Raw genomic sequence first — 25,741 nt, forward strand, 5'->3', positions numbered from 1 at the left:
GAACCAAACGTCCCTATCGCGCAAGATCATGGGGCTCAACCCCACCCGCGTCGCGATCCTCGTCGTCATGCTCATCGCCGTGATCGTGCTCGCGGGCGCGGGGTGGTGGCTCGTGCGCAGCGCGGGAGCCACGCGCATCACCGCGTACTTCGATCGGGGAGTGGGCATCTACGCCGGTTCCGATGTCCGGATCCTGGGCGTCAAGGTGGGCGAGATCGACGAGGTCACTCCCGAGCGCGACCGGGTGCGCGTGCAGCTGCACGTGAACCGCGACGTGCAGCTGCCCAAGGACCTGTGGGCGGCCCAGGTGACTCCGTCGGTCATCTCCGACCGCTACGTCCAGCTGCTCCCCGTGTACACGGAGGGGCCCACCGCGCAGTCCGGGGCCATCGTGAACGAGGACCACACGATGACGCCGGTCGAGATCGACCAGGTGTACGCCTCGGTCAGCACACTGGCGCAGGCGCTCGGCCCCGACGGCGCGAATAAGAACGGCGCACTCACCGAGGTCCTCGACGTGTCCTCGGAGAACCTCGCAGGCAACGGACAGGCGATGGCCGATGCCATCACCGGCCTGTCGAAGGCGTCGACCACCCTGTCGAATTCGCGGGACAACATCGCCGCCACGGTGAAGGGGCTCAACACCTTCGTCACGATGCTGGCCGAGAACGACAAGCAGGTCCGCGTCTTCAACTCCCAGCTCGCCGAGCTCACCAAGTACCTCGCGGGGGAGCGGGACGATTTCACCAAGGCGATCAATCTGCTCGCCCCGGCACTCGGCGACGTGGGCGCCTTCGTCCGCGACAACCGGGATTCGCTGACGTCCAACGTCACCGGGCTCACCGAGATCACCAAGATCCTCAACGACACCCGGACGGCGCAGGCCCAGATCCTGTCCTACCTGCCGATCGCGGCGAGCAACCTGCAGCAGGCCTACGACGGTGACACCGGCACGCTCACGCTGCGCCCGAACCTGCCCGATCTGCAGGACCCCTTCGGAACCGTCTGCAAGATGGCCGATCTCGGGAAACTGATGCCCGGCAACCCGCAGTTCGAGCAGCTCACCAAGACCCTCGGTCCGCTGCTGAGCCAGTGCACCGGCCTCGCGAAGCAGATCACCGACGGTGTCCGCGTCCCGCAGCTCAACCTGCCCTTCGGCATCCTGTCCGGCCTGAACCTGCAGCAGGGCCCCGTGCCCGGCACGGTCCCGGGACGGACGGCACCGTCGGTCGAGGGCGTACTGCCGAAGACCCCGGCGGGCACCCGCCCGGCACCCGGTTCGGCCAAGCCCGCCCCGTCGAGCGCCGCCCCGTCGAGTAACGCCGCGCCGGTGCCGTCGAGCTCGGCCAAGCCCGCACCGTCCGTTCCGCCCACCACGAATCCGGGAGGCGCGCGATGAGCACCAAGCGCAGGATCCTCGCGGGCGGCGCACTGGCCACCGCCGCGGTGGTGCTCACCGCCTGCGGTAGCCAGGGCATCTACTCCTTGCCGCTCCCCGGCGGTCCGGCGCTCGGTGCCCGGCCCACCGTGCTGCACCTGCAGTTCGCGAACGTCCTCGATCTGGTGCCCGAATCGTCGGTGCGGATCGGCGGCGCCACAGTCGGCAAGGTGGAGTCGATCGGGATCGCTTCGGACGGCTGGACGGCCGAGGTCACCGTGAAGGTGCGCGACGGCGTGAAGGTGCCGGCGGACTCGCGGGCCCAGATCGAACAGTCGAATCTATTGGGCGAGAAGTACATCACGCTGGTCTCGTCGGGGGGATCGGACGGCCGGGCCCTGGCCAGTGGCGCCACCATCCCCGCGGCGCAGAACAAGACCACGGCCGGTATCGAAGAGGTTCTCGGCGTGCTCTCCCTGGTCCTCAACGACGGTGGAGTGGGGCAGCTCAAGCCCATCGTCGACGAGCTGAACACGGCCATGAGCAATCCCCAGCAGGTGCGCTCGCTCATCACGCAGACCGACCGCCTGATCGAAGGACTCAACGAGCAGCGGGCCGATATCACCCGGGCGATCGACGGTGTCGCAGCACTGTCCCGCCGGGCCGAGGCGCAGACCACCCAGATCAGTCGCATCCTGGCCGAACTGCCCCGCGGCGCGGCCGTTCTCAACCAGCAGCGCCCGGAGATCATCGAGATGGTCAAGCAGCTCGACCGGCTCGGCAAGGTGGGCACCGATGTGCTCAGCCGTTCGCAACGCGAGACGATCGAGAACCTGCTGGCCCTGCGTCCCACCCTGCGTGCGCTCGCCGGCGCGGCCGACGACATCGTGACCGCCCTGCCCTTCGTGGCGACCTTCCCCTTCCCGGACGCCGGTGTCGATGCGATCAAGGGCGATTCGATGAACCTGTTCATCTCGCTGGACACCCGGCTGATCAACCAGCTCGAGGCGCTGGGTGCGGGGAAGCCCGCCCCCGTGTACGTCCCGCCGAAGTACGGCCCCGGTTCGGGCCGAGCGACCGGATCGAGCGCATCGCAGCAGGGAGGCGCTCGATGATCCCCAAGCTGCAGCGCCGCCAGCTGCTGGTCTTCGCCGTGCTCGCGGTCGTCGGCATCGCCTTCGTCGGCGCCCAGTACGCACGCATCGACAAGATGCTCGGCTTCGGCGTCTACACCGTCAAGGTGATGCTCAAGGACTCCGGCGGCATCTTCACCAACGCCGAGGTCACCTACCGCGGTACCCCAGTGGGACGGGTCGGCCAACTGCACCTGGTTCCCGAGGGTGTCCAGGTGGACCTGCAGCTGGACACCAGTCGGCCGAAGGTGCCCGCCGACGTGCAGGCCACCGTCGCCGAACGCAGTTCGATCGGCGAGCAGTACATGGACCTCGTGCCCAAGCAGGTGCCCGAGGGCGGCACCCCGTCGGACGCCGTGCTGGTGGACGGCTCGGTGATCCGCGACGTGAAGACCCAGGAGCCGATCGAGGACTTCCTCAAGAACGTCACGGTGCTCAGCAAGTCGGTCGACCCGGCCAAGCTCAAGACCGTGGTCACCGAGTTGTCGGTGGCGCTCGGTGGGAACGGACAGAACCTGCGCGCGCTCATCGACTCGCTCTCCCGGCTCGGGCAGACCGGAACCGACAACCTGGACGCGACCCTGTCCTTGATCACCAACGGGAAGATCGCGCTGGGCACGCAGGCCGCGCAGTCGTCGGCGATCCGACAGTGGGCCGACAGCCTCAAGGTGGTCACGGAGACGCTCGCCAACAGTGACCCCGACGTGCGGCGCCTCCTGCAGACCGGCAATCTGTCGGCCACGCAGCTGAGCGCGCTGGTCCAGCAGGCCGGCGGAGACGTGACGAAGGTGGTGCACGATCTGTCCGCGCAGCTCACCGCTGTCGATCCCGTGGCACCGAACCTCAAGCAGGTGCTGATCCTGTTCCCGATGATCGCGGCCGGCGCATTCTCCACCTCGCCGGGCGATGGTCTGCTGCACTACGGTGTGGTCCTGGAAGTGAACAACCCGCCGGCGTGCACCGTCGGATACGAATCGACGCAGAAGATGATCGACGAGATCAAGAAGAAGAACCCGGATTTCGACATCAACCGGGATCCGTTCCCGTTCAACACGCAGGTCGGATGCGATGTCCCGCAGGGCAACCCGACGGGCGTGCGCAGTGCCGATCGCGCCCGGTACGCCGATCCGCGCGTCGCGCAGCCCTGGGACGGCAAGCCCAAGGTGGTGGCGCCGGATCGCATCGACCTCGGCCCTCTCGCGCAGGCCGCGGCCGTGATGCTCGGAGGCCACCCCAAGTGACCGACGAACCGAGCGAGACCGGCACCGCTACCGAAACGAGTACGCCCGGCACCGACCGCCGGCGCGTGATCGCGCTGGCACTGCTCGGCGTCGCCGTGATCGCGGCCATCGTGGTGGGCGTCCTGTGGTGGGGCTGGTTCTCCGACCACCGGCGGGCCGCCGATCGCGACGCCGCCGTGGACGGTGCCCGTCAGGCGCTCGTCGACTTCCAGACCTTCGACACCAAGGACCCGGAGGGCACGCTGCGCCGGATGGAGGGTGCGATGACGGGCGACCTGCTGGACAGCTGGCAGAAGTCGCAGCGCGCCTACACCGCGGATCGTCTGAAGGAACGCGCCGACACCGACCTCAAGACCGACCCCGTCGTGGTCGCCGCCGCGCCCACGGAGTTCGACTACGACGGCGGCACCGCGAAGGTGCTGGTGTACTCGGTGGTCAAGTCGACGGAGAACGGCAAACTCGCAGCGGACGCCTACCGCTGGACCTACGTGGTCACGGTTTCGAAGACCGACCGCGGATGGAAGGCCTCCGAGATGGTCCCGCTGCAGCAGCGCGGCGCCACCGGTTCCAACGACCCGAACACCCCGGCCACCGCCGTGGTCCCGACGGCGGACGCTCCGGTACCACCCGCCCCGGCACCGACCCCGCAGGGAGGCACGCCATGACGGACCGGGAACCGGTCGACGAGAATCCGCCCGTGAGCGCCGGGAAGGTCGCGAACACCGAGGGTGAGGGCGAGTCGACCGCGGCCGCCGACCAGGCCAAGCCCGCCCGCAAGCGGGCCGTCGCCCGCGGCACCTCGCTCCGCCGGCCCGACGCGGAACGCGCGACAGGACATTCGGCGGCACAATCGGCGACGTCCGACGACCCCGCGCCGGCACCCGAGCGGCCGCAGCGAAAGCCCTCGTCCACGAGCCCGGACGATGCCGAGACGCCGGAGGGCGCCGCGAACTCCGGGTGGACGAACTACATCGTGATCGCCGCAGCGGTCGTGATCCTCGCGGCCGCGGCAACGTTCGGCCTCGCGCGCCCCTTCGCGGGCACGGTGGACAATCGCGCCTTCGTGGACACCGCGCTCACCACGCAGGTGGTCTCGACCGCGAAACAGGCGGCCAAGGACATCTACTCGATCGACATGAACAACGTCGGTCAGTGGGAGCAGCGGATGAACGAATTGCTCACGCCGGGAATGGTCGACGAGGCGAAGAAGATGCGCGCGGGCATCACCCAGGCCGCAGGACAGCTGCAGGACGTGACCATCACGGTCGACGACGCGGGGCTCACCACCGGTGTCGCCTTCGCCTCGCCCGACCACGCCGAGGTACTGCTCAACGTGGTCCGGCAGGTCACCGAGCGCGGCGTCCCCGGCGTCACTGGGCAGTCGCCGATCAAGTTCGTCCTCGACCGGTTCGACGGCGCGTGGAAGGTCTCGTCGATCACCGAGATGTGATCGCGTCCGGAGTCAGGCGGCGGCGGACTGCCGGGCGGCCAGCCGGCGGCCGGCGACCGCGCCGATCGACGCGGAGATCACCAGCAGCAGCGTGGTGAAGCAGGCCCCGATCACCAGCTCGAAGGGCAGTGAGCCCTGGCCGATTCCGGGAAGCAGCCAACTGCCGAGAGCCCAGCACACCGCGCCGGAGACGACGCCGCCGAACAACGCCGCCTTGAACCACCGGGCCGTGAGGTCGACGCCCTTGTCGGCATCGGGAAAGCGGCGCGCGTCCATCAGTCCGTCGTAACCGCCGAAGATCACGGCGACCGCGATCACGAGCGCGATCGCCGCGAATCGCTGGGATGTGCCCGTCGTGGGGAAAACGGTGATGCCCCAACCGAGCGCGCACCGCGCCGCCACCATCAGGGCCGCCATCGCGATGCCTCGCACGAGCCACGGTTTCATATGGAGATTCTATAGGTGCGATGTTCCCGGTGCGCCGCGGCGGTCTCGCATTCCGGCACGTGCCGGCGCGCGGGGCGATACTGTGCGGTCGTGAACGATCCCGAGGGGCCTGAGCTGCGGCTCGGGGCGAACGACCGGCAGCTCCGCGCGGCGTCCCGGGTACCGGTGCGGCACGTGGTCGATCGGCGGACGTACCGCGCGGTGCGGGGCGCGATACGGATGCTCGGCCTGGTTCCATCGCCCGGGGTCGAACGGCGCGCACTGTCCCGTGGTGCGACGGTGCGGATCTTCCGGCCGAGCGGCTCGCCGGGGGAGCGCCGCCCCGGTGTGCTGTGGATCCACGGCGGTGGCTACGTGGTGGGCACCGCTCGCCAGGACGATCACATCTGTCGGCGGATCTGCAGGGCGACCGGGAGCGTGGTGGTCTCCGTCGACTACCGGCTCGCGCCCGAGCACCCGTATCCCGCTGCTGTCGAGGACTGCCGCGCGGGCCTGGAACTGCTCGCATCCCTGCCCGGCGTCGACGAATCGGCGATCACCGTCAGTGGCGCCAGCGCGGGTGGCGGCCTCGCCGCACAGCTCGTGCACGAGCAGGTTCGACGGGGCGGACGGGTGCCGGTCCGCCAGGTGCTGTTCTACCCGATGCTGGACCCGTCGGTCCGTTCGGCGCAGCAGGAGCCCGCGGGCGTGCGGGTGTGGGACGCGCGATCGAATCGATTCGGCTGGGACTCCTACCTGCGTGGTTCCGCAGAGTTCGTACCGGTGCTCGATTCCGTGTCGTCGCGGATTCCTCCCACCTGGATCGGTGTGGGGACCACGGATCTGTTCCACCGCGAGGCGATCCTGTACGCGGAGTCGTTGCGGGCCGAGGGGGTCGAGGTCGAACTGGTGACGGTGGAACACGGCTTCCACGGATTCGACGTCGCCGCGCCGTGGACCGCCAGTGCCAAGGCCTTCACGCGATCCGCGTTGGCGGCGATGCGCCGTGGCGATCGGTCCTGACCGGCACGTGCGGGTGTGGAAGATGTCACACCACTGTTTCGTCTAAGTAACGATACTGTGGGAGGCGTCGGCTCCGACGTGTGAGCCCGACGGGAATCCACACAGGGAGGTGTCGTTCGTCATGCGCCTGCGCAGCCACTTGGAATCATCGTCCACCATGCTGGTCAGTGCCGTGAGTACGCAGACCTCGTCGGCGTTGTCGCTGCAGACCTTCGGCCGAGCCGGACCGGTGCCGGCATCGGGGCTCCGGATGGCGGGCGCCGCAGTCATGATGTGTGCGCTGACCCGGCCGAACCTGCGGAGGGTGAGCACCGGTGAGTGGTCGACGATCGTCGCCTTCGGGGTGGTGATGGCGACGATGAACGTGTGCCTCTATCAGGCGATCGATCGCCTCCCTTTGGGCGTGGCGGTCACCTTGGACTTCCTCGGCCCCTGTGGGCTCGCGTTCGTGATGGCCAAGCGCTGGCGGGAGCGCTGCTGCGCACCGATCGCCTTGCTCGGTGTCGCGCTGATCGCGGGACAGGGGAGCGGTGTCAATCTGGTGGGCGTCGGGTTCGGGCTGGCGGCGGGGCTGTGTTTCGCGGCCTACGCCCTCCTGGCCGAACGCGTCGGACGCCAGAGTGAACCGCTGTCCAGGCTCGCCCTCGCGGTCACGATCGCGGCCGCCGCGACCGCTCCGTGGTCGCTGCGGGCGATCGGCGATCTGAATCTACGGACCGTGGCGCTGCTGCTCGCCGCAGCCTTCTTCGGCGTGGTTGTCTCCTACACCTGTGACGCCATCGCCGCAGCTCGCGCTTCGGCGACGATGATCGCCCTGCTGTTCGGTCTCGACCCGGCGATCGGGGCCGCGGTGGGCGCGCTGTTCCTTCATCAGAGCCTGGACGCCGCGGCGATCATCGGAATGGTGCTGGTGGTGGGGGCCGGCGTCGCCGTCAACTGGATGATGGCGCACCGGGCCGCGGCGACCGGGAGCGCCGCCGCCGACACGGGTCCGATCCTCGGTGAGGAATCCTTTTCTGGCACAACGATAGTGGATGCTGCAGCGGAGAGGTGACGCACTGCATGCCGCGCCGTTCCTCGCGGCAGCGGGCGGGCGCTAGCGGGCCGGTGCGACGACGCGGAGGATGAAGCGGACGCCGTTGGCGGCGGTCAGGCGCATCTCGTGCGGCGGTTGGCCGGGCTCGGCGCGCGTCAGCTCGATATCGTCCGCCGTCATCAGGGCCCGATGACTCAGGGCGGTCCGGTTCCAGGCGAAAGCGATTCGTTCGATCCTCGCTCCCGACCGGGTGGCGCAGGCGTGCACGAGGTCATGGATCTCTGCGGTGTAGTCGGAGGACCACGGCAGCCATCGCCCGAACCAATCCCGCCGCACGCGAACGACGATCAGACGAACAGGTACCGCCGGGGCCGGAAAGGGCTGCGTCAGCCGTGCCTCGTTCGCCACGTGGACCCGGTTCGTGATCTCCCTGACCAGGTGTTCGTTCACGACGACGGCGAGGGCTGAGGGGGACGGGAGGGGGGAGCGTGGCCGCCCTCGGATTCCCACTCGCGCTCGGCCGCGTGGCGTTGATGAGTGGCCGACGTGGTCGCGATCGCCTCGACGTTGAAGGCGTGGGCGCTCTGGCTGGTGGCCCCGGTCATCGCGAGCAGTGTGGCCAACTCGGCCACGTCGGTCTCCGCGCCGGGCGGGATCACCGCGAGGGTGAGCGTGACGCCCCCGCCGACGAAACGTACGGTGTCGAGGGCCTGCAGGTAGTACCCGTCCAGGCGAGTGAGCTCGCTCTCGATCCAGATCTTGCGCGGTGCCGGGTCCCAATCGGAGTAGCGGTAGCAGACGCGTTCGAGGTGGGCCATGCTGCCGTGAAGTGTTGCGACGATGCGGTTCACTTCGGTGGGCAGATCGCGGGACTGCGGCCACCACACCCCGTCGACGGCGCCGAGAATCGACCCCGCCGGTTTGATGTGCAGCCGACCGGGCTGGATGGGAGGACTGAGTGGATGCGTCATCGGACGCTCCGATCCGGGAGTCATACTCCCGCTGAGCAAGTCGGGAGCACCAAGGGGATCCCGGTGGAAGATCGACTCACTCTCAAGCCTACGCCTGATCGCTCTTGCGGTACAGCGGCTGCGGGCGTGGCCACCAACGAGAAGTGGCCTCCCGGTTCACCGGGAGGCCACTCGAGCGGACGCGTCGCTAGGGGAGGATTTCCGTCCCCTCATCGCCACGGCGGTGATACTCGTCCACCGCGCGGCGGATGCGGCGCCACCACGACGCCTTCTCGCCGTCCGTATCCGTTGATCCCGAAGCCGTCTCCGTCACAGGGGAGGTCGCGGAATCGGAACGGTGGGGCAGGTCACGCGATGGTCTGCACCGAAACGGCCTGGGGGCCGCGGTCGCCGGCCTGCGAGTCGAACGAGACGCGGTCGTTCTCCTCGAGGTTGCGGAAGCCGCCGTTGTCGACGATGCCGGAGAAGTGGACGAAGAGGTCCTTGCCGCCGTCATCGGGGGTGATGAAACCGAATCCCTTGTCGCTGTTGAACCACTTCACGGTGCCTTGAGCCATGGGTATCTCCTAAATATGTGCGGCAACGAGACATTCGATGCCGGGTTTGCGGAGGCCTACGAGTCACGATGCTGAGGCACAGAGAGGGTTTTCGTCCGCCGCATGAAATCCTTGCGAACGTACCACCAAGAAAGTCAACCGATTTCAGACTAGCAGACGAAGCTGCTCTGCGCCAGGTGTCGCTCGCTCCTCGGCGTCGCAGCTCGTTACGGAGTCGCCGTCGGACACAGGCGCGAGGTGGCGAATCGCAGCGCGATTCCGCGCTGGTCGTGCCAACCGCGCTCAGTGATCTGCCGATCGGTGGATCGATCGGCTGCGCTGCGACAGGCGGTACCGTTCTCCGCGGCAGCCACTGCACCGAGGGAGTCCAGGATGCGTGGGGTGAGCGACGCGAGTGATGCCCGCAGCTTCGGCAGGTCGGCAACGGCGGGATCCGGGTTGCGCTGGGTGGACCACTGGGAGTGGAGGAAGTACTGCACCGATTCGCTCGCGGCGATCTGGTCGGTGAAGACCGCGGACACGTAGTCCCGCGGGAGCCCACGCGAGTCCCCTTGCTGCACGGCGGATTCGACGACGGTGGCGGCCTGGACCGCGTCGCGAATCGGGCTCCGATTGCGCCACTTCGCCCCTGCGACGTCTTCGGCGAGGGCGAGCCGCTCGCTCACCAGGCCGACGGCCGAGTCGATCGCGGTACCGACTGCAGCGGCCGGTGGCGCAGCTGCCACCGCAGCCGTGCCGGCGCTCAGAGCAAGGCTCGGCGCCACCACCGATGCCGCGGTGAACTGGCGCAACCTGCGGAACGACATGGAGCCGAGACTACCCGCCCGGGATCACGGCGGCTTCTCGCCGCGGAGCCGACGCCGGGGCGGCACACTGACAGCAGGTCCGGCGGGATTGCTGCGGCAGCTCGTAGGATCAGGTGATGGCGGAGGCGGCAGGGGAGCGCCGGAGCGGTGCGCCGATCCGGCGGCGGATCGCCGCTCGTACGACGGCGGTGACCCTGCAATTCCATCCCGATTGGCCGCACCGGGCGGGCCGGGTGATCGAGTCGATGGCGGCCGACCGGCAGTACCTGTCGCAGTTCGTCACGGGCATCTCGAACGGTGGCCTGACCGCGTTTCCGGGAGGGGATCGGTGGCGGTGGGAGAGTCGGCTGTTCGCCGGGGAGTACGACGATGCGTCGGCCTCGGAGCGCCCGGTGTACGGGGCGTGGAACCGGCGAGCCGATCCGTTCGGTGGTGCGGTCCGGTTCGGATCGTCGTACCTTCGTCTCCGGCCCGACGTGGTCGCGCGGTCGACCTTCTGCTTCCCGGACTCGGTATTGGAGCCGACGGACGTCGGTGGCGCGGCGGTACTGGCACGCCTGTGCCGGATAGCTGACGAGTCGGGCTTCGACGATCTCGACGACTACGTGGAGGCGCACGTGCATGGCACGGTTCGCTTCGCCGCCGATGTGGACGCGGTCGTATTGGATCCGTCCTTCATCGGGACGGAGGTGGAGGACGCAGCGGGGCGGTTGGGATGCCCCGTCGAGTTCCACTCCGGATTTCGAGCATCCCCCGATGATTTCGATTCCGACTACCGGGGATCGCACATCGTCGAGCTGGCCCGATCCCTCGGTGATGAGCTGACCCCGCGGATCATCGGCGACGCCGCCCGGGCGGGGGTGCACCCGGCGCAGTCGCTGAAGCAGGTGTGGCACTGTCTCGCGCGATTCGGCCGCCGATGACGAGGTGATGCCGCGGACCGGATGGCGGTCAGCAGCAGTCGGGGTCGAGCACCTTGCAGAGAGCGGTGAGCGCCTCGCGGCGGGGGGAGTGGTGCACGCTCATCCCGTGCCGCTCGGATGCGATGAAACCGGCTGTGCGGAGTTGGCCGAGATGGTGACTGACGGTGGATTCCGCGAGCCCCACCGCGGCCGCCAGCGATCCCGTAGTGCACGGTTCGCCACAGGTGAACAGCAGCGATAGCAGCTTCACCCGGACCGGGTCCGCGAGAGCCTTGAGTCGCAGCGCCAGATCGAGCGCGGCCGCATCGTCCGCGGCAGTCGAGGCGACCGGAGCGCAGCAGACCGGGTCGGTCATGTCGATCACGGGCAGGGCCTTGGGCATGGAACCGACTGTACGCACCTCATTGACATATGTCGAAGAGGTGGCGTAGAACAGGTGCTGCAATGGATTCGACATAACACCGCACGATTTCCGGAGGTCGACACGATGTCCCGCAACGCCGCCGTGTCCGACTGCGGTCCGCAGTGACCGCATCCGCCACGGAGCAGCCGGTCGTCGGCAAGCTCTCGACGCTCGACCGATTCCTACCGGTGTGGATCGGCGTCGCCATGGTCGCCGGCCTGCTGCTCGGCCGGATGATCCCGGGCCTGAACACCGCGCTGGAGAAGATCCAGGTCGACGGTGTCTCCCTGCCGATCGCCCTCGGTCTGTTGATCATGATGTACCCGGTGCTGGCGAAGGTCCGCTACGACCGCCTCGACACCGTCACCGGCGACCGCAAACTCCTGCTCGGATCCCTCTTTTTGAACTGGATCCTGGGCCCGGCGCTGATGTTCGCCCTCGCGTGGATCTTCTTGCCCGACCTGCCCGAATACCGCACCGGCCTGATCATCGTCGGCCTCGCCCGCTGCATCGCCATGGTGATCATCTGGAATGACCTGGCCTGCGGAGATCGTGAGGCCGCCGCGGTACTGGTCGCGCTCAACTCGGTGTTCCAGGTGGTCATGTTCGCGGCACTGGGGTGGTTCTACCTGTCCGTACTCCCGGGCTGGCTGGGGCTCGATCAGGCCACCATCAGCGCTTCGCCATGGCAGATCGCCGGATCGGTGCTCGTCTTCCTGGGGATCCCTTTGGTCGCCGGATACCTGTCTCGGCGGATCGGGGAGCGGGCGAAGGGGCGCGAGTGGTACGAGTCGACGTTCCTACCGAAGGTGGGTCCGTGGGCGTTGTACGGTCTGTTGTTCACCATCGTCGTCCTGTTCGCATTGCAGGGGGAGCAGATCACGTCGAGGCCGTGGGACGTCGCGCGGATCGCCGTGCCGCTGCTGGTGTACTTCGCGGTGATGTGGGGTGGCGGCTACCTTCTCGGCGCCGCGATGGGGATCGGATACGAGCGCACCACCACGTTGGCGTTCACCGCTGCGGGCAACAACTTCGAGCTCGCGATCGCCGTCGCGATCGCGACCTATGGCGCCACTTCGGGACAGGCGCTTGCCGGTGTCGTCGGGCCCCTCATCGAGGTGCCCGTCCTCGTCGGCCTCGTCTACGTCTCGCTCGCCCTGCGCAAGCGATTCCCCGCCACTCTGGCGGCCACGTCGGAGTCTCCGAGGAGTGGGAAGTGATGTCCGGCAAGCAGATTTCGGCCGAGTGCGACGCGCCCAGTGTGTTGTTCGTGTGTGTGAAGAACGGTGGCAAATCGCAGATGGCTGCCGCTCTGATGCGCAAGGTAGCGGGCGACGCGATCGTCGTGCACTCGGCGGGTACCCGGCCCGGCGAGACCGTCAACAGCCTCTCCGCCGACGTCATGGCTGAAGTCGGTGTCGACATCTCCCGTGAGACCCCGAAGCCGATCGATCCCGATCTACTGGCTCGTGTCGACGTGGTGGTCACCCTCGGTCGCGAAGCAGTCGTCGAACCGCCGGCCGGGGTGCGTCTGGTCAACTGGGACACCGTCGAGCCCTCGGAACGGGGGATCGATGGAATCGAGCGCATGCGTCTCGTCCGCGACGATATCGCCGCTCGTATCGAGATCCTCGCCGCCGAGCTGATGTGGTCGAAGTGAGGTGTCTGGCAGGCGAAGCATCCTTGACTCGACTGCTTAAGTGGCGTGTTCGAGGGTTCCGAGTTCTCGTGGTGGAGGGGAGATCCAGGCGGCAGCGCGTCCCTAGGCGAGTGATCTCGTGATTGCTTGGCTACGCGGAGGGCGAAGTGGCTATTTGTCGTCAGACGACGGCGATTCCGTGTTGTCGTAGCTGCCGAAGTGCCTGGTGATGCGCCTGTTTTGTGGTAGTAGCGCAGGCATTTTCTTCGACCGTCACGTGGTAGCCGAGGGCGTGGGCGGACTTGGCCGTTAGCGCTACGCCGTGGTCGGTCAACAGGCCGGTCAGGATGAGGTGGGTCGTGCCGTGACCCTGGAGGTTTGCATGTAGGTCTGGGTTTTCGAACGCGTCCTTGCCGTGTTTGCTGAGCACGATATCGCGGGGACCGGGTTTCAACGTGTCGACGAAGGCCGCTTCTCGGCTCGTCGGGTCTGCCCTCGGACCTGGCGCAGGGTCGAGGTATCGCAGGCAATAGACATCGCTTCCCTGCGTTCGAAGTACGTCGCGAAGCTGCCGGGCTCGCGCGATGACCGTGTGATCATTGGCAAGGTCCACGATCCATTGCTGAAAGTCGATCTCAAGTAGCGCAGCTGGCGCCTGGGCATGCATCAGTATCGTCCTCCGATCGCGGCTGGTAGAGCGTTGAGTTCGGTGAGGTCTTGACGGGTAAGTGGAATTGCGGCGGCCGAGAGGTTCTCATCCAGGCGGGCGGACTTGGTGGTTCCGGGGATAGGGATGACGTGTGGGCCTTGGTCCAGAACCCAGGCGAGCGCGATGGCAGCTGCGGTGGTGTTGTGCCGCTGAGCTACCCGCTGAATGGTGTCGAGTAGGGCCAGGTTCTGTGTCGCTGCTGCGCCTGTGAATCGGGGCAATGAGGTCCGAAGGTCGGACTCGTCAAGCTGGTCAACCTTGAGTTCGCCGGTCAGGAAGCCGCGGCCCAGAGGGGAAAACGGAACGAAGATCGCATCGTGATCGCGGCACCAGGTCACGACATTTCCCGGTGCACTCTGGACAGTGTCTGAGTCCTGCCCGAGCGCGTCTCGGGTCCATAAGGACAGCTCGGACTGGATCGCGGCGACAGGGTGGATGGCGCGTGTGATCATTGAAGCCTCGCAGTGGTCGTTCAGGTATTGATAACCATCAAGAGATTGATGGATGGCAAGTAATGTAGCATCGTTCCGTGGTCAGCGTGGAGCAGCGACTTGGGTATGACATCAAGGCGACGGAGGTTGCCTTCATGTCAGCGAAGTCGGCAGCGTTGCGCCCGATCGGCCTCACAGTCGCGCAGTACGCCACCTTGCTAGCACTTCGAGACAATCCCGGCATTACCGGCGCAGGCGTGGCGCGCACCTGTTTGGTGACGCCTCAGGCAGCCGCGGCAACCCTGAAGACACTGGAAGCCAAGAGGCTGATATCTCGAGTGCAGAACGACTGGAGCCGCAGTTCTCGCATTGCTCAGCTCACGGAGGCCGGGCGTGACGTTGTCGCGCGTGCTGATGCAGCCGCCGGGGAGATCGAGCAGCGTATGTACGACGAACTCACCGAGGTTGAACGTAACCAACTCCGTGGCCTGCTTGCCCGCTGTCGTGCATCGATCGGCCGGGAATAGCAGCTTCTGATGGCCTTGGTTCGGGGGATGCTGCGGAGAAGTTCACGAATTGCGCTGTTGCGGGCCTGCGATTCGACATAGACGAAATGTCATAATGTAGATTATCGGCGAAACGCGAGTGCTGGTGATAACGCCTGTCGCTGCTGCGGTTGCCGCGTCTGTGCGTGGCGGCGCCTCGAAGATCTCGCGCACACTGCGTCGCCATGATCGTCCGCGTCCGTGTTCCATGGCCGCGTTTCGCTTCGTGGCCGCCGTGATCCCGTCATACATGCGAAGGTCGTGCGAACGGCAGCTATGTGCGGGTCATCGTCCGCCGCCTCCGTCCGGTGGGCGACGAACATGTGAATCATCCTCCGGGGTGGCATGTTTGGGACTTCGTGCCGCTCTCCCCGATGTCCAGCCGCACTCGATCAATACGTCACAGAGACGTATTGATCGAGTGCGGGGGTTGATCAGTACGGCAGATCGGGTTCGTTCAGCTTCGCCTTGATGGTGGTGAACACGACCTCGTCGCGAGCGGCGGCGATCTTGTCGCTGGAATGCTTCGCGAAGATCGCGTCCAACTGATCACTGATGTCGGTGATCAACTCATCCGACGCGGACGTGATCGTGCCGAGGTCCGCCCACCACGCTTCGAGCGCCGGTGCGAACTTCGACATCATCGCCTTGAAGCCGCCCGGACCGCCGCCGAGGCTCGAATTGACGAACTGTCCGAGTACCGCCCAGCGCAGTCCCGGCCCCTGCGACAGCGCCTTGTCGATGTCCTCGACCGAGGCGACGCCCTCCTGGACCAGATAGAAGACCTCACGAACGACGGCAGCCTGGATGCGGTTGGCGATGTGGCCCTTCATCTCCTTACGCAGGTGCACCGGCACCTTGCCCTGCGCGGTGTAGAACGCGAGGGTGCGATCGACCACATCGGGGCTGGTCTGTTCGCCGCCGGCCACCTCGACGAGCGGCACCACGTGCGGCGGATTGAACGGGTGCCCGAGGATCATCCGCGCAGGGGCCGTCAACGCGGACTGCATATCGGTGACCTTGAGCCCGGACGAGCTGCTCGCGATGATCACATCGGCACCGATCGCCGACTCGATCTGCTGCAGCAGAGCGTGTTTCACATCGATGCGTTCCGGACCGTTCTCCTGGACGAAGTCGACGCCCGCCAGGGCCTTACCGAGATCGGCGTCGAAGGTCAACTGCGCGGCCTCGGCACCGGGCTGCAGGAGGCCCTGCTCCCGGAGCTCCGCGAGTGCGGTGTCCACGTACTCGCGCAGGCGACCCTCCGCACCGTCGGCCGGGTCGGTGGCGGCCACGTGGAGCCCCCGGGACAGATAGAACGCCGCCCAGCTCGCACCGATCGTTCCGGTGCCGACGATGCCGACGGTCTTGATCTCCGATGCCATGTTCCCACTCCCTTAGTCGTTCCGATGTCGTGAAACCGATCAGCGCAGGCTCGCCGCGTAGGCGATCCCCGTGAGCATGCCGAGCTTCGCGATCACCCGAGCGGCGTGATCGCCGTCCAGCTCGACCGCGAGGATGTTCCCCGCCAGATCGCTGACGAAGGCCCGCCGTCCCGCGCGGTCGAGGGCCAGACCGATGCCTTCCTGCAACCCGGACGCGAGCACTTCCTTGGGGCCCGGAACCGTGCCCGTGAACCGAATCCGGTTGAGCGTGTTGCCCTCTGGCAGATCGCCGCGATCGGTCCAGTAGAGCGTGTTCTCCGCGTCGTCGTACTCGAGATCGATCGGCTCGGGCAGATCCTGCTCGATGACCACGATGTCGGAGCGGTCGTCCGGCGTTTCGCCGGCCGGCAGATCGATGCCGGCGGCGAAGATCCTGCCGGTGCCGCTGTCCGGCGCGCCCTTCTGCGTCCAGAAGACCCGCTCGTTGCGGTGATCGACGGCCACGCCCACACAGTGCAGCGCGGCATCGGCGGAGTCCTTCGGGAAGATCCCGGTGCGCGCCAGCACGGTGACGTTCGAGCCGTCGAGGTTCGACCGCATCAGGCGCATCCCCTCACGGTCGCCCCAGTACAGGTGGCCGCGCGTGAAGTCCGCGGTGAGCTGCTTCGGGGTCACGATCTGGCCCCACCCGATCAGCGGCGTGGTCGCACCGTCGGGCGTGGTGCGCAAGATGGCGCCGTCCATGTCGAAGAACTCCCCCTTGGGGACGTCCGTCGGGGTTCCCATGTGCGTCCACAGGATCGACGAGCTCGATTCGTCGATCACGATGCCGTCCGGGAAGTAGCCGGTCACGTCCGCGACCGTCCGGACGCCGGAACCGTCCGGGGCGAGTTCGATGATCTCGGCCCGCGGGCGGATCTGAAGAACGTAGAGCTTCGACTCGGTCACGCGGATCTCCTTGGGTCGGAACTAGAGCCAGCTCGGTTTCCACGAACCGAGTGGCGTCAACGGATAGGCGTACGCCCCGGGAGTCGCGGACATCCGCACGGTCTCGGAGACCCCGGTGTAGGTGCCGAGCGGCGTCTCCACGGTGAACTGCTCGGGGTCCGGGTAGATGTGGCCGGGGCCCGACCCTGCGACACTGCGGGCGAAGTCGCGGTCGAAGACGCCCATCTCGGGGAGCCACAGTGCGCACCGCGACAGCGAGACGCGCACTCGGTACGAGCCGCCCTCGGTGGCCCGCCGGAGCAGGGCGGCCACAGCGCCCGCGGTAGCGAGCCAACCGACCACGTAGTCGCAGATCACGTAGATCGGTGGATGCTCGGGCCGGGAATCGGTGCCCTCGATGTTGTTGAGGCCCCACGCGGCACCCGCGCTGATGTCGAAGCCGACACGGTCGGACCAGGGGCCCGATTCGCCGGCGTAGAGGACCTGTACATCGATCAGGCCGGGGTTCACCGCGCGCAGCTCGTCCGCGGAGATCCCGAACCGCTCGCGCCAACCGGGACGGCGATTCGAATAGAAGACGTCCGCCGTGGATGCGAGGTCGAGGAAGGTCGCGCGCTGTTCGGCATCGGCGATCTCGAGCGTGGTGGACCGGGTGCCCACGTGGGACGTGTAGTGTAACAGCTCCTGCTCGACATCGCTGGGGCGCCACACGTTCAGTACATCGGCACCGTGCAGTGCCAGTCCCCTGCCGATGGAGGGCCCGGCGATCACATGCGCCGTACCCAGCGCACGCACGCCGTCGAGCGGTGAGCGTGCGTTCGGGGCGAACGGCACCGGATCGCCGTCGGCCACCTTCTCGATGCTGATCAGCGGCATTCCCCCGACCGAGTCGGTGAATGCGGGGAGTTCGACGACCTCCGCCACGGGGCGCGCCAATGCGCCGACGACGCCGGCTGCGGCCGCGGCCTCCTCCAGATCTGCACCGTTCCACTGCGCGACGGCGTCGGCGATGGCCTCCCCCGATCCCCCGGCGCCGAGCAGGCGGACGGCGCGTTCTCGGATCGCGGGATAGATGTTGAGCAGCATCATCCACTGCTCATCCTTGGTCCGGTGGAACAGCGGATTGGGCGAGCCGAAGGGATTGTAGGGATCCGCTTTGCCCGGGAAGCCGTTCACGAGCTCCCACTTGCCCTCGGCGAACGGCGAGAACCGGCGCAGCGCCAGCGGGACGTCGACGTGGATGTCCTGTCCGATCCCGGTACGGACCCGCCAGGCCTTGGCCATCATCACGGCCTTGGCTGCGAGCCCCACCGCGGACATGGTGCCGAAGGGCAGCCTGCTCGGGATGATCGGATCGGCGCCCGAAATGCTGAGGCTGCCACCGGTGTCGGCGACGGACGCACCACACGAACGGAGCACCTCGTCCAGGTGTGGGCGTACCGAGACCGCGGCCGACTGCAGCGGATCGCTCAGGTTGGACAGGAGCCGTGCCGCGAGTGCGGCGCTGGTACTGCTCACCGACATTCCCCCGCTTTCACAATAAAGTGTGAGTTGCGGCGAAGCAGTGCGAAAAGACGTGGGCGCTGGGATTCGCAGAAAATCGCCGCGACCGGTCCTTTGCTTCGCGTAGCGCCGAGCCTACAGCGCCGGACATCGTTGTGCGCGGGCTCTTCTCGGATATCAACCGGTATTTGGGATTGCATATTGCGACGAGGATGGAATTGCAGATATGCAATCGCAATCGCCTGCGGGGTGTCGTACTCCCCATGGTGCGCGCTGGGGCCGGGGGTGCCCTTGCTCGGCAGCGGCGCGCACTGAGGGTGCGGTGACGGTCACGCGGGCAGGTGTGTGTCGAATGAACTTGTCCGGCTCGACGTCGCCCAAGCGCGCGATACTTTGCGATCACAAATGGCTGTTGGAATTGTTGTTGAGCAGCTTTGCTTGAACGGACTTGCATTTCGTGGAAGTGTCACTCTTGGTTGGAAATGGTTGGCGCGGCTACTGATTCGGAACGGTCAACACCAATCCTCGATGGCCGTCTGATGTTATTGTGAAAATCATGGCCAATGAAGAGCTGTCGATCCTGCGTCGTGCCCAAGAACTCGTCAAGAGTCACGACGAAGAAGCCCGCGCGCAACGAATCGAGCGCGAAGGAAAGGTCCGTCAGGTCGCGGCGATGATCGCCACCTACAGCAACGACTGCTCGCAGCGGCTCGCCGAAGTGCTGGACATCCCCGAGAAGGACAAGGCGACCGCGGCGATGAAGTGGCGCCTATCGGCCTCCGGCGAGAAACTGATCTCGTTCAACCCCGTGGACAACGATCTCATGGTCGACATGCACCGGATGCCCATGCTGGTCACCAATGTCGAGGGCTACGCCGTGGGCGCCAAGCATCTCCTGGGAACCGATGTCTACGAGTTCGGGCTCACCTGCGGCGCCGACAACTGGAGCGGGTTCGACGATCTCGAATCGTTCGGTCGCTCCACGCTGGATTCGACCGGCGGTCGGTACAAGTGGGGCGACGCCAAGTTCTCCCAGTACAACACGTGATCGTCGGCGTGGGGCGGTAGCCTGGAGCGGTTGCCCGCACGTTCACACAGGAGCGCCCATGGCCAAGCCCGCCCCGCACGTCGCCGACTCCCACGAGAAGATCCGCGTCCACGGCGCTCGCGAGAACAACCTCAAAGACGTGAGCATCGAGCTGCCCAAGCGGCGGCTCACCGTGTTCACCGGCGTCTCGGGGTCGGGCAAGAGCTCATTGGTCTTCGGCACGATCGCGGCGGAATCGCAGCGGCTCATCAACGAGACCTACAGCGCCTTCGTCCAGGGATTCATGCCGACTCTCGCCCGGCCCGACGTCGACGTGCTCGACGGGCTCACCACGGCGATCATCGTCGGCCAGGAGCGCATGGGCTCCGACCCCCGGTCCACCGTCGGCACCGCCACCGATGCCAACGCGATGCTGCGGATCCTGTTCAGCCGGTTGGGGACCCCGCACATCGGATCGCCGCAGGCCTACTCCTTCAACGTCGCCTCCGTCAGCGGAGCCGGTGCGGTCAAGCACGACAAGGGCGGCCGCGAGATCAAGGAGAAGGTCAGCTTCAGCATCACGGGCGGCATGTGCCCGCGATGCGAAGGCCGGGGCAACGTCACCGACATCGACCTCACCGCCCTCTACGACGCCGACAAATCGCTCGACGACGGCCCGTTCACCATCCCCGGCTACAGCATGGACGGCTGGCAGGGGCGCATCTACCGGGGCAGCGGCTTCTTCGACACCGCCAAACCCATCGCGAAGTACACCAAGCGCGAGCTCAACGACCTGCTCTACAAGGAACCGACGAAGATCAAGGTCGAGGGCATCAACCTCACCTACGAGGGGATCATCCCCAAGATTCAGAAGTCCTTCCTGTCCAAGGACGTCGAGGCGATGCAGCCCCACGTCCGTGCCTTCGTCGAACGCGCCGTGACCTTCGCCGTCTGCCCCGACTGCGACGGCACCCGGCTCTCCGAACTGGCCCGTTCGTCGAAGATCAACGGGACCTCCATCGCCGACTGCTGCGCCATGCAGATCAACGAGCTCGCCGACTGGGTGCGCGCCGTGCAGGACCCGTCGGTGGCTCCCCTGTTGGAGAACCTGCAGCAGACCCTGGACTCGTTCGTCGAGATCGGCCTCGGCTACCTCTCGCTGGATCGGCCCGCCGGCACCCTGTCCGGCGGTGAGGCGCAGCGCACCAAGATGATCCGGCACCTCAACAGCTCGCTCACCGACATCACCTACGTCTTCGACGAGCCGACCATCGGCCTGCATCCGCACGACATCGCGCGGATGAATGATCTGCTGATCCGCCTCCGCGATAAGGGCAACACCGTGCTCGTGGTCGAGCACAAGCCCGAGGCCATCGCGGTCGCCGACCACGTCGTCGACCTCGGCCCCCGCGCAGGCTCCGCCGGTGGCGAGATCGTCTTCGAGGGCACCGTCGATGCGCTGCGGAAGGCGGACACCCTGACCGGGCGGCACCTCGACGACCGTGCCCGGCTCAAGGGCGAGGTGCGCGCACCGTCAGGCTTCCTCGAGGTGCGCGGCGCCGACGAACACAACCTCCAGGACGTCGACGTGGACGTCCCGCTCGGCGTGCTCACGGTGGTGACCGGTGTGGCCGGCTCGGGCAAGAGCTCGCTGATCCACGGATCGATCAGCCCCCGTGAGGGCGTGGTAACCGTGGACCAGACGCCCATCAAGGGCAGCCGCCGCAGCAACCCGGCCACCTACACCGGTCTGCTGGAGCCCATCCGGAAGGCCTTCGCCAAGGCGAACGGCGTGAAACCCGCACTCTTCAGCGCGAACTCCGAGGGCGCCTGCCCCGCCTGCAACGGCGCGGGCGTGATCTACACCGACCTCGGGATCATGGCCGGCGTCTCGACCACCTGCGAGGAGTGCGAGGGCAAACGGTTCCAGGCGGCCGTCCTCGAATACCACTTCGGGGGCAAGGACATCAGCGAGGTGCTCGCGATGCCCGTGGCCGACGCGCTCGAGTTCTTCGCCGACGGCGAAGCGAAGATCCCGGCGGCGCAGAAGATCCTGACCCACCTCAACGACGTCGGGCTCGGCTACGTCAGCCTCGGCCAGCCGCTCACCACGCTGTCCGGTGGCGAGCGCCAGCGACTCAAACTGGCCACCCACATGGGTGACAAGGGCGGAGTCCTCGTCCTCGACGAGCCCACCACCGGCCTGCACCTGGCCGACGTCGAGCAGCTCCTCGGTCTCCTCGACCGGCTGGTCGACTCCGGCAAGTCGGTGATCGTCATCGAGCACCACCAGGCGGTGATGGCGCACGGCGACTGGATCATCGACATCGGCCCCGGCGCCGGACACGACGGCGGCCGCATCGTCTTCGAGGGCACCCCCGCCGACCTGGTGGCGAGCCGGGCGACCCTCACCGGTGAGCACCTCGCGGGGTACGTGCAGGGCTGACGGTGCGCTGACAGCGACCACACAGGAGCCTCGCCTAGGATCGTGACGTGGCCACTGTTGACAACCGACGACCGTCCGGGATCGTGCTCATCATCACGGGTGCGCTGGGACTCCTGGCGTCCGCGATGCTCACCATCGACCGGATCAAGCTGCTGCAGGATCCGAGCTTCCGGCCGGGGTGCAGCATCGACGGCGTGCTCTCCTGCGGATCGATCATGGAATCCTCGCAGGGATCGGTCTTCGGGTTCCCCAACCCGCTCCTGGGCCTGGTCGCTTTCACCGTGGTGATCGTGACCGGCATCCTCGCGGCCGGCGGGGTCGCACTCCCCCAGTGGTACTGGACCGGCCTCGCGATCGGATCCGCCGCCGGCCTGATCCTGCTCACCTACCTGATCCACGCCAGCCTGTTCGACATCAAGGCGCTCTGCCTGTGGTGCATGCTGGTCTGGACGATTCAGCCGATCGTGGCCGCGGTGGCGACCGCCGGTGCGCTGGGCGAGCGGGCCACCCTGACGGTGAAGCAGGGGTTGGCCGCGCTCGTCCTGGTCTGGTACATCGTGGTGATCACACTGATCGCGACCCAGTTCTGGGACTACTGGAGCAGCAAGTTCTGATCGCCGATCAGTTCCAGGTGTCCTCGAGCATGCGCGGCTTGCACGCCTGGTAGGCGCCGACACCGAGCACGATCAGGCACACGAAGAGCATCACGAAGGGCGCGGTCCAGCCGCCGGTCGCCTCGTGCAGCAGTCCGAAGCCGAGCGGCCCGGCGCACGCCGCCAGGTAACCCACGCCCTGCATGAAGCCGGACAGGGCGGCCGATCCGGCGCCTGTGCGCGTGCGCAGGTTCACCAGGGTCAAGGCCATCGGGAAGGTGGTCGGTCCGAGACCCGTTGCGATCACCCACAGCCAGGTGTGATTCATGGGCGCCAGCAGCAGGCCCAGGAAGCCGATCACGAAGAACGCCAGGAACACCAGGACCAGCGGGAACGGATTGCGCATCCGGGTGCAGATACCGGGGATCACCAGAGTGGACAGGAATCCGACACCGGAGAACAGTGCCACCATGTTGCCGCCGAGCGCCGCGCTACCGCCGGAGTCCGACAGGATCGTCGGGATCCAGGTGAACATCGAGTAGGTGCACAGCGAGGTCATGCCGAACATCGCGGCCGCGCCCCAGGCCAGCGGCGAGCGCCAGATCTGGCCCTTGGGCTCCGCGGTCTCCTCGGCGGTCACATCGTTGATGTCGTGGCCGCGCCGGGCGATGACGATGCCGAGCCAGGGCAGGAAGGCCGCGACGGGGATGATCGCCCACATACCGAGCGAGAAGCGCCAGCCCATCGCGTCGGCGACCGGCACGGCCGTCAGCGCGGGGATCATGGTGCCCAACTGGACGCAGGTGAGATAGGCGGTGCTCAGGAATGCGACCCGCTCCGAGAAGTACCGCTTCACCAGCGGCGGAATCACCACGTTGCCGATGCCCATTCCCAGGAGGGCCAGGCAGGAGAAGGCGAGCAGTCCCCCGGTGCCGCTCATCACCGAACGCACGGCCACGCCCAGGGCGGTTGCGCCCACGGCGATGAGGGTGGTGCGTTCGAGCCCGAACCGGGTCGTCATCACGGGGGTCACGATGCCTGCGGCCGCGAACATCGCGGTGGGCAGCATGCCGAAGACGCCGATGACGGTGGCACCGAAACCGATCTCGTGGCTGATCTCGGTGAGCAGCGGCGTCAGCGAGGTGACCGCGGCGCGCAGCGTCAGCGCGAAGAGCAGGATGGCGACGAGTACCAGAGCCCGGCCCTGCATCATCGAGCGCACGACGGGGTTGGCCTCCCGGGTCTCCGGGTCGGTCGCAGTGCTGGTCATTCGGCCTCCTTACGGTCCACGAAATCATAGGATGAATGGACGTATAGTGGCAAGGCGTTATCGCGCGGATAGGATGAATGTGATGCAACCCGTACGACGACAGACCTTGATCGCGCAGGTCACCGAGCAGCTCCGTGCTGAGATCGCCAGCGGGCGCTGGCCCGTGGGCAGCCGGATTCCCACGGAGACCGAGCTGCGCGAGCTCACCGGCACCGCGCGCAACACCGTGCGCGAGGCGGTGCAGGCCCTCGTGCACGCCGGAATGCTGGAGCGGCGCCAGGGATCCGGGACCTACGTCCTGTCGGCGTGCGCCAGTTCCGCCCTCGGCGACTACTTCGCGGCCGCCCGCGACACCGACCTGTTGGAACTGCGCGAGGCGCTCGATGTGACGGCGGCGGGGCTCGCCGCCCAGCGCCGCGACGAGGAGGACATCGCCGAACTGCGCCGCCTCCTCGCCCACCGCAATGCCCTGTGGTCGCCCGAGCGGGTGGCCGAGGGGAATCAGGAAGAGGCCGTGCGCACCGATCTCGCGATGCATCGCGGCATCGTCGCCGCCAGTCACAACGCCATGTACCTGGAGTTCTACGATTCCCTCGTCCCTGTACTGCAGGAGCAGCTGGAGGAGTTCCCCGTGGGAGCGGCCACCTCGTACGAAGCGGACCACGTGACCCTCGTGGAGGCGGTGATCGCCGGCGATGTCGACGGTGCCCGGGCCGCCGCGCAACATCTGCTCAACGAGGTCCGGCTCCGCCGCCGGTGATCTAGTACCCCCATGGGGTACCCTGATCCGTGTGCGGATGATGCGAACTCGGGCGGTGGCGATGGTCTTCGCCGCCGTTCTCGGACTCGCTGTCACCTTCATGCACACCGGGATCGGTCCGGTCGGGCACGCGATGCCGACGACGCCCCAGCACGACGGTGCGCCGCTCGCGGCGACCGCCTCGGCCAACCACGGCCCCCAGTTCGAGAAGCCGACCTTCGATGCGGTGCACGAGCACAAGGCGCACGACTGCGCCGGGACGGTAGCCAAACAGCACGCTCTCGGCACGCCCTCGCTCGTCGCGACGCTCCCGGTCATCGGTCGCACCGCGGGGATCGAACCCCGCGTGCTCGCCGCCTTCGCCCGCGGTCCCCCGTCCTGGACCGTGCTCTCCCTCGCTGACCTCTGCCTGTTGCGAATCTGATCGACGCCCGCGCGCGGCCCCGCCGCGGCGCGCTCCGACGTACCCGCACACAGCAACCATCTCCAGTGAGGAATCACCCATGACCATGTCCCGCACCCGCACGGCCACGGCGCTCACCGCCGTCGCCCTCGCCGCCACCGTCCTGTCGGCGTGCTCCTCGGCCGACCAGAACGCCGCCGACGCATCGACCACCGCCGGACACGGGGCGCACTCCGCCTCGTCGTCGGCCCCGTCGAGCGCCGTCAACGCCGCGTACAACGACACCGACGTGAACTTCGCGACCATGATGTACCCGCACCACGCCCAGGCCATCGACATGGCGAACCTCGTCGACGGCAAGGACGCCAGCGCCGATGTCGTCGCGCTGGCCGCCGAGATCAAGGGCGCACAGCAACCCGAGATGGACGCCTTCACCCGGCTGCTCGCCTCGTGGGGAAAACCGGCCCCCAAGCCGACGATGGATCACGCCATGGACGGCATGATGACCGACGCGCAGATGGATCGACTGAAGTCGCTGCGCGGAACCGATTTCGACCGCGAGTGGCTGACCATGATGATCCAGCATCATCGCGGAGCCATCTCCATGGCCGACACCGAGCTCGCCTCCGGTGTGAACGCCGAGACCCGGCAGATCGCCACCGACATCAAGTCCGGGCAGCAGGCCGAGATCGACCGGATGCAGAAGCTGCTCGGCTGATCCGATTTCCTGGGGCG

The 25,741-nt window shown here is 67.2% G+C and carries 29 protein-coding genes; 17 read left to right on the forward strand and 12 right to left on the reverse strand.

Features of this window, described 5'->3' with window-relative positions:
- Positions 1-28 precede the first annotated feature (28 nt).
- From ABD108_RS09755 to ABD108_RS09775, 5 genes are read left to right on the forward strand one after another with little or no spacing between them, the layout of a single operon-like run.
- On the forward strand, positions 29-1,399 hold the full coding sequence (locus ABD108_RS09755; protein WP_343930334.1) for an MCE family protein: 1,371 nt from the start codon (positions 29-31) through the stop codon (positions 1,397-1,399).
- Entirely contained in the window at positions 1,396-2,493 is a 1,098-nt protein-coding gene (locus tag ABD108_RS09760) for an MCE family protein (RefSeq protein ID WP_343930149.1), read from the forward strand. The genes ABD108_RS09755 and ABD108_RS09760 overlap by 4 nt, the downstream gene beginning before the upstream one ends.
- Positions 2,490-3,752, forward strand: coding sequence for an MCE family protein (locus ABD108_RS09765; RefSeq protein ID WP_305110514.1), 1,263 nt, complete (start codon positions 2,490-2,492; stop codon positions 3,750-3,752). The genes ABD108_RS09760 and ABD108_RS09765 overlap by 4 nt, the downstream gene beginning before the upstream one ends.
- Entirely contained in the window at positions 3,749-4,417 is a 669-nt protein-coding gene (locus ABD108_RS09770) for a hypothetical protein (RefSeq protein ID WP_343930150.1), read from the forward strand. The genes ABD108_RS09765 and ABD108_RS09770 overlap by 4 nt, the downstream gene beginning before the upstream one ends.
- Positions 4,414-5,202: a hypothetical protein gene (locus ABD108_RS09775; protein WP_343930151.1), complete on the forward strand. Its 789-nt coding sequence runs from the start codon at positions 4,414-4,416 to the stop codon at positions 5,200-5,202. Before ABD108_RS09770 ends, ABD108_RS09775 begins: the two co-directional genes overlap by 4 nt.
- A 12-nt stretch (positions 5,203-5,214) precedes the next feature.
- Here the strand turns inward: ABD108_RS09775 and ABD108_RS09780 are convergent, their stop codons facing one another.
- Positions 5,215-5,649, reverse strand: coding sequence for a B-4DMT family transporter (locus ABD108_RS09780; protein ID WP_220658750.1), 435 nt, complete (start codon positions 5,647-5,649; stop codon positions 5,215-5,217).
- 90 nt (positions 5,650-5,739) lie between these two features.
- On the opposite strand from ABD108_RS09780, the gene ABD108_RS09785 reads away from it, so the two are divergent.
- Together ABD108_RS09785 and ABD108_RS09790 are read left to right on the forward strand one after the other, a co-directional pair.
- Positions 5,740-6,651, forward strand: a complete 912-nt coding sequence (locus ABD108_RS09785; protein WP_343930152.1) for an alpha/beta hydrolase — start codon at positions 5,740-5,742, stop codon at positions 6,649-6,651.
- A gap of 121 nt (positions 6,652-6,772) precedes the next feature.
- A complete protein-coding gene (locus ABD108_RS09790) occupies positions 6,773-7,705 on the forward strand; it encodes an EamA family transporter (RefSeq protein ID WP_343930153.1) in 933 nt (310 codons plus the stop codon).
- Positions 7,706-7,747: 42 nt separating this feature from the next.
- Here the strand turns inward: ABD108_RS09790 and ABD108_RS09795 are convergent, their stop codons facing one another.
- The 4 genes from ABD108_RS09795 to aroQ all read right to left on the reverse strand — a co-directional run bounded on the left by ABD108_RS09795 (position 7,748) and on the right by aroQ (position 10,021).
- Positions 7,748-8,137, reverse strand: coding sequence for a DUF5994 family protein (locus ABD108_RS09795; RefSeq protein ID WP_343930154.1), 390 nt, complete (start codon positions 8,135-8,137; stop codon positions 7,748-7,750).
- Positions 8,134-8,658, reverse strand: coding sequence for a DUF5994 family protein (locus ABD108_RS09800; protein WP_343930155.1), 525 nt, complete (start codon positions 8,656-8,658; stop codon positions 8,134-8,136). The genes ABD108_RS09795 and ABD108_RS09800 overlap by 4 nt, the downstream gene beginning before the upstream one ends.
- 347 nt (positions 8,659-9,005) lie before the next feature.
- Entirely contained in the window at positions 9,006-9,215 is a 210-nt protein-coding gene (locus ABD108_RS09805) for a cold-shock protein (RefSeq protein ID WP_220658754.1), read from the reverse strand.
- A gap of 206 nt (positions 9,216-9,421) precedes the next feature.
- Complete coding sequence (gene aroQ / locus ABD108_RS09810) at positions 9,422-10,021, reverse strand: gamma subclass chorismate mutase AroQ (RefSeq protein ID WP_343930156.1); 600 nt, start codon at positions 10,019-10,021, stop codon at positions 9,422-9,424.
- 116 nt (positions 10,022-10,137) lie between these two features.
- On the opposite strand from aroQ, the gene ABD108_RS09815 reads away from it, so the two are divergent.
- Positions 10,138-10,944 (forward strand): DUF3626 domain-containing protein, encoded by an 807-nt coding sequence (locus ABD108_RS09815; protein ID WP_343930157.1) that lies wholly within the window; start codon positions 10,138-10,140, stop codon positions 10,942-10,944.
- Positions 10,945-10,972: 28 nt separating this feature from the next.
- On the opposite strand, the gene ABD108_RS09820 is transcribed toward ABD108_RS09815, so the two are convergent.
- On the reverse strand, positions 10,973-11,326 hold the full coding sequence (locus ABD108_RS09820; protein ID WP_220658757.1) for an Rv2640c family ArsR-like transcriptional regulator: 354 nt from the start codon (positions 11,324-11,326) through the stop codon (positions 10,973-10,975).
- A 143-nt stretch (positions 11,327-11,469) separates the two neighbouring features.
- Here ABD108_RS09820 and arsB point away from each other — a divergent pair, with 143 nt between their 5' ends.
- Positions 11,470-12,567, forward strand: a complete 1,098-nt coding sequence (gene arsB, locus ABD108_RS09825) for an ACR3 family arsenite efflux transporter (RefSeq protein WP_343930158.1) — start codon at positions 11,470-11,472, stop codon at positions 12,565-12,567.
- Complete coding sequence (locus tag ABD108_RS09830) at positions 12,567-13,007, forward strand: arsenate-mycothiol transferase ArsC (protein ID WP_343930159.1); 441 nt, start codon at positions 12,567-12,569, stop codon at positions 13,005-13,007. The genes arsB and ABD108_RS09830 overlap by 1 nt, the downstream gene beginning before the upstream one ends.
- A 160-nt stretch (positions 13,008-13,167) precedes the next feature.
- Here the strand turns inward: ABD108_RS09830 and ABD108_RS09835 are convergent, their stop codons facing one another.
- Positions 13,168-13,653 carry a cysteine hydrolase family protein gene (locus tag ABD108_RS09835; RefSeq protein WP_343930160.1) on the reverse strand — a complete coding sequence of 162 codons (486 nt, stop codon included), beginning with the start codon at positions 13,651-13,653 and terminating at the stop codon, positions 13,168-13,170.
- Complete coding sequence (locus tag ABD108_RS09840) at positions 13,653-14,147, reverse strand: aldo/keto reductase (RefSeq protein ID WP_343930161.1); 495 nt, start codon at positions 14,145-14,147, stop codon at positions 13,653-13,655. Before ABD108_RS09840 ends, ABD108_RS09835 begins: the two co-directional genes overlap by 1 nt.
- 77 nt (positions 14,148-14,224) lie before the next feature.
- On the opposite strand from ABD108_RS09840, the gene ABD108_RS09845 reads away from it, so the two are divergent.
- Positions 14,225-14,653 (forward strand): MarR family winged helix-turn-helix transcriptional regulator, encoded by a 429-nt coding sequence (locus ABD108_RS09845; RefSeq protein WP_343930162.1) that lies wholly within the window; start codon positions 14,225-14,227, stop codon positions 14,651-14,653.
- Positions 14,654-15,105: 452 nt separating this feature from the next.
- On the opposite strand, the gene ABD108_RS09850 is transcribed toward ABD108_RS09845, so the two are convergent.
- Genes ABD108_RS09850 through ABD108_RS09860 form a run of 3 tightly spaced genes read right to left on the reverse strand, consistent with a single transcriptional unit; the run spans position 15,106 to position 18,522 of the window.
- On the reverse strand, positions 15,106-16,056 hold the full coding sequence (locus ABD108_RS09850) for a 3-hydroxyacyl-CoA dehydrogenase NAD-binding domain-containing protein (protein WP_220658760.1): 951 nt from the start codon (positions 16,054-16,056) through the stop codon (positions 15,106-15,108).
- A gap of 39 nt (positions 16,057-16,095) precedes the next feature.
- Positions 16,096-17,004: an SMP-30/gluconolactonase/LRE family protein gene (locus ABD108_RS09855; RefSeq protein ID WP_343930163.1), complete on the reverse strand. Its 909-nt coding sequence runs from the start codon at positions 17,002-17,004 to the stop codon at positions 16,096-16,098.
- Positions 17,005-17,025: 21 nt separating this feature from the next.
- A complete protein-coding gene (locus ABD108_RS09860; protein WP_343930164.1) occupies positions 17,026-18,522 on the reverse strand; it encodes a CoA transferase in 1,497 nt (498 codons plus the stop codon).
- A 541-nt stretch (positions 18,523-19,063) separates the two neighbouring features.
- Between ABD108_RS09860 and ABD108_RS09865 the strand changes: the two genes are divergently transcribed.
- Genes ABD108_RS09865 through ABD108_RS09875 form a run of 3 tightly spaced genes read left to right on the forward strand, consistent with a single transcriptional unit; the run spans position 19,064 to position 22,594 of the window.
- Entirely contained in the window at positions 19,064-19,555 is a 492-nt protein-coding gene (locus ABD108_RS09865) for a hypothetical protein (RefSeq protein WP_220658763.1), read from the forward strand.
- Positions 19,556-19,613: 58 nt separating this feature from the next.
- Positions 19,614-21,980, forward strand: coding sequence for an ATP-binding cassette domain-containing protein (locus ABD108_RS09870; RefSeq protein ID WP_343930165.1), 2,367 nt, complete (start codon positions 19,614-19,616; stop codon positions 21,978-21,980).
- A gap of 47 nt (positions 21,981-22,027) precedes the next feature.
- A complete protein-coding gene (locus ABD108_RS09875) occupies positions 22,028-22,594 on the forward strand; it encodes a vitamin K epoxide reductase family protein (RefSeq protein WP_305110537.1) in 567 nt (188 codons plus the stop codon).
- A gap of 7 nt (positions 22,595-22,601) precedes the next feature.
- On the opposite strand, the gene ABD108_RS09880 is transcribed toward ABD108_RS09875, so the two are convergent.
- Positions 22,602-23,843, reverse strand: a complete 1,242-nt coding sequence (locus ABD108_RS09880) for an MFS transporter (protein WP_343930166.1) — start codon at positions 23,841-23,843, stop codon at positions 22,602-22,604.
- Positions 23,844-23,925: 82 nt separating this feature from the next.
- Between ABD108_RS09880 and ABD108_RS09885 the strand changes: the two genes are divergently transcribed.
- The 3 genes from ABD108_RS09885 to ABD108_RS09895 all read left to right on the forward strand — a co-directional run bounded on the left by ABD108_RS09885 (position 23,926) and on the right by ABD108_RS09895 (position 25,724).
- Positions 23,926-24,603 carry a FadR/GntR family transcriptional regulator gene (locus tag ABD108_RS09885; RefSeq protein WP_220658766.1) on the forward strand — a complete coding sequence of 226 codons (678 nt, stop codon included), beginning with the start codon at positions 23,926-23,928 and terminating at the stop codon, positions 24,601-24,603.
- A gap of 37 nt (positions 24,604-24,640) precedes the next feature.
- Positions 24,641-25,027: a hypothetical protein gene (locus ABD108_RS09890; RefSeq protein WP_343930167.1), complete on the forward strand. Its 387-nt coding sequence runs from the start codon at positions 24,641-24,643 to the stop codon at positions 25,025-25,027.
- 79 nt (positions 25,028-25,106) lie between these two features.
- On the forward strand, positions 25,107-25,724 hold the full coding sequence (locus tag ABD108_RS09895; protein WP_343930168.1) for a DUF305 domain-containing protein: 618 nt from the start codon (positions 25,107-25,109) through the stop codon (positions 25,722-25,724).
- The last annotated feature ends 17 nt before the right edge of the window (positions 25,725-25,741 follow it).

The organism is Tsukamurella strandjordii (genome assembly GCF_039525985.1).
Classification (GTDB): Bacteria; Actinomycetota; Actinomycetes; order Mycobacteriales; family Mycobacteriaceae; genus Tsukamurella; species Tsukamurella strandjordii.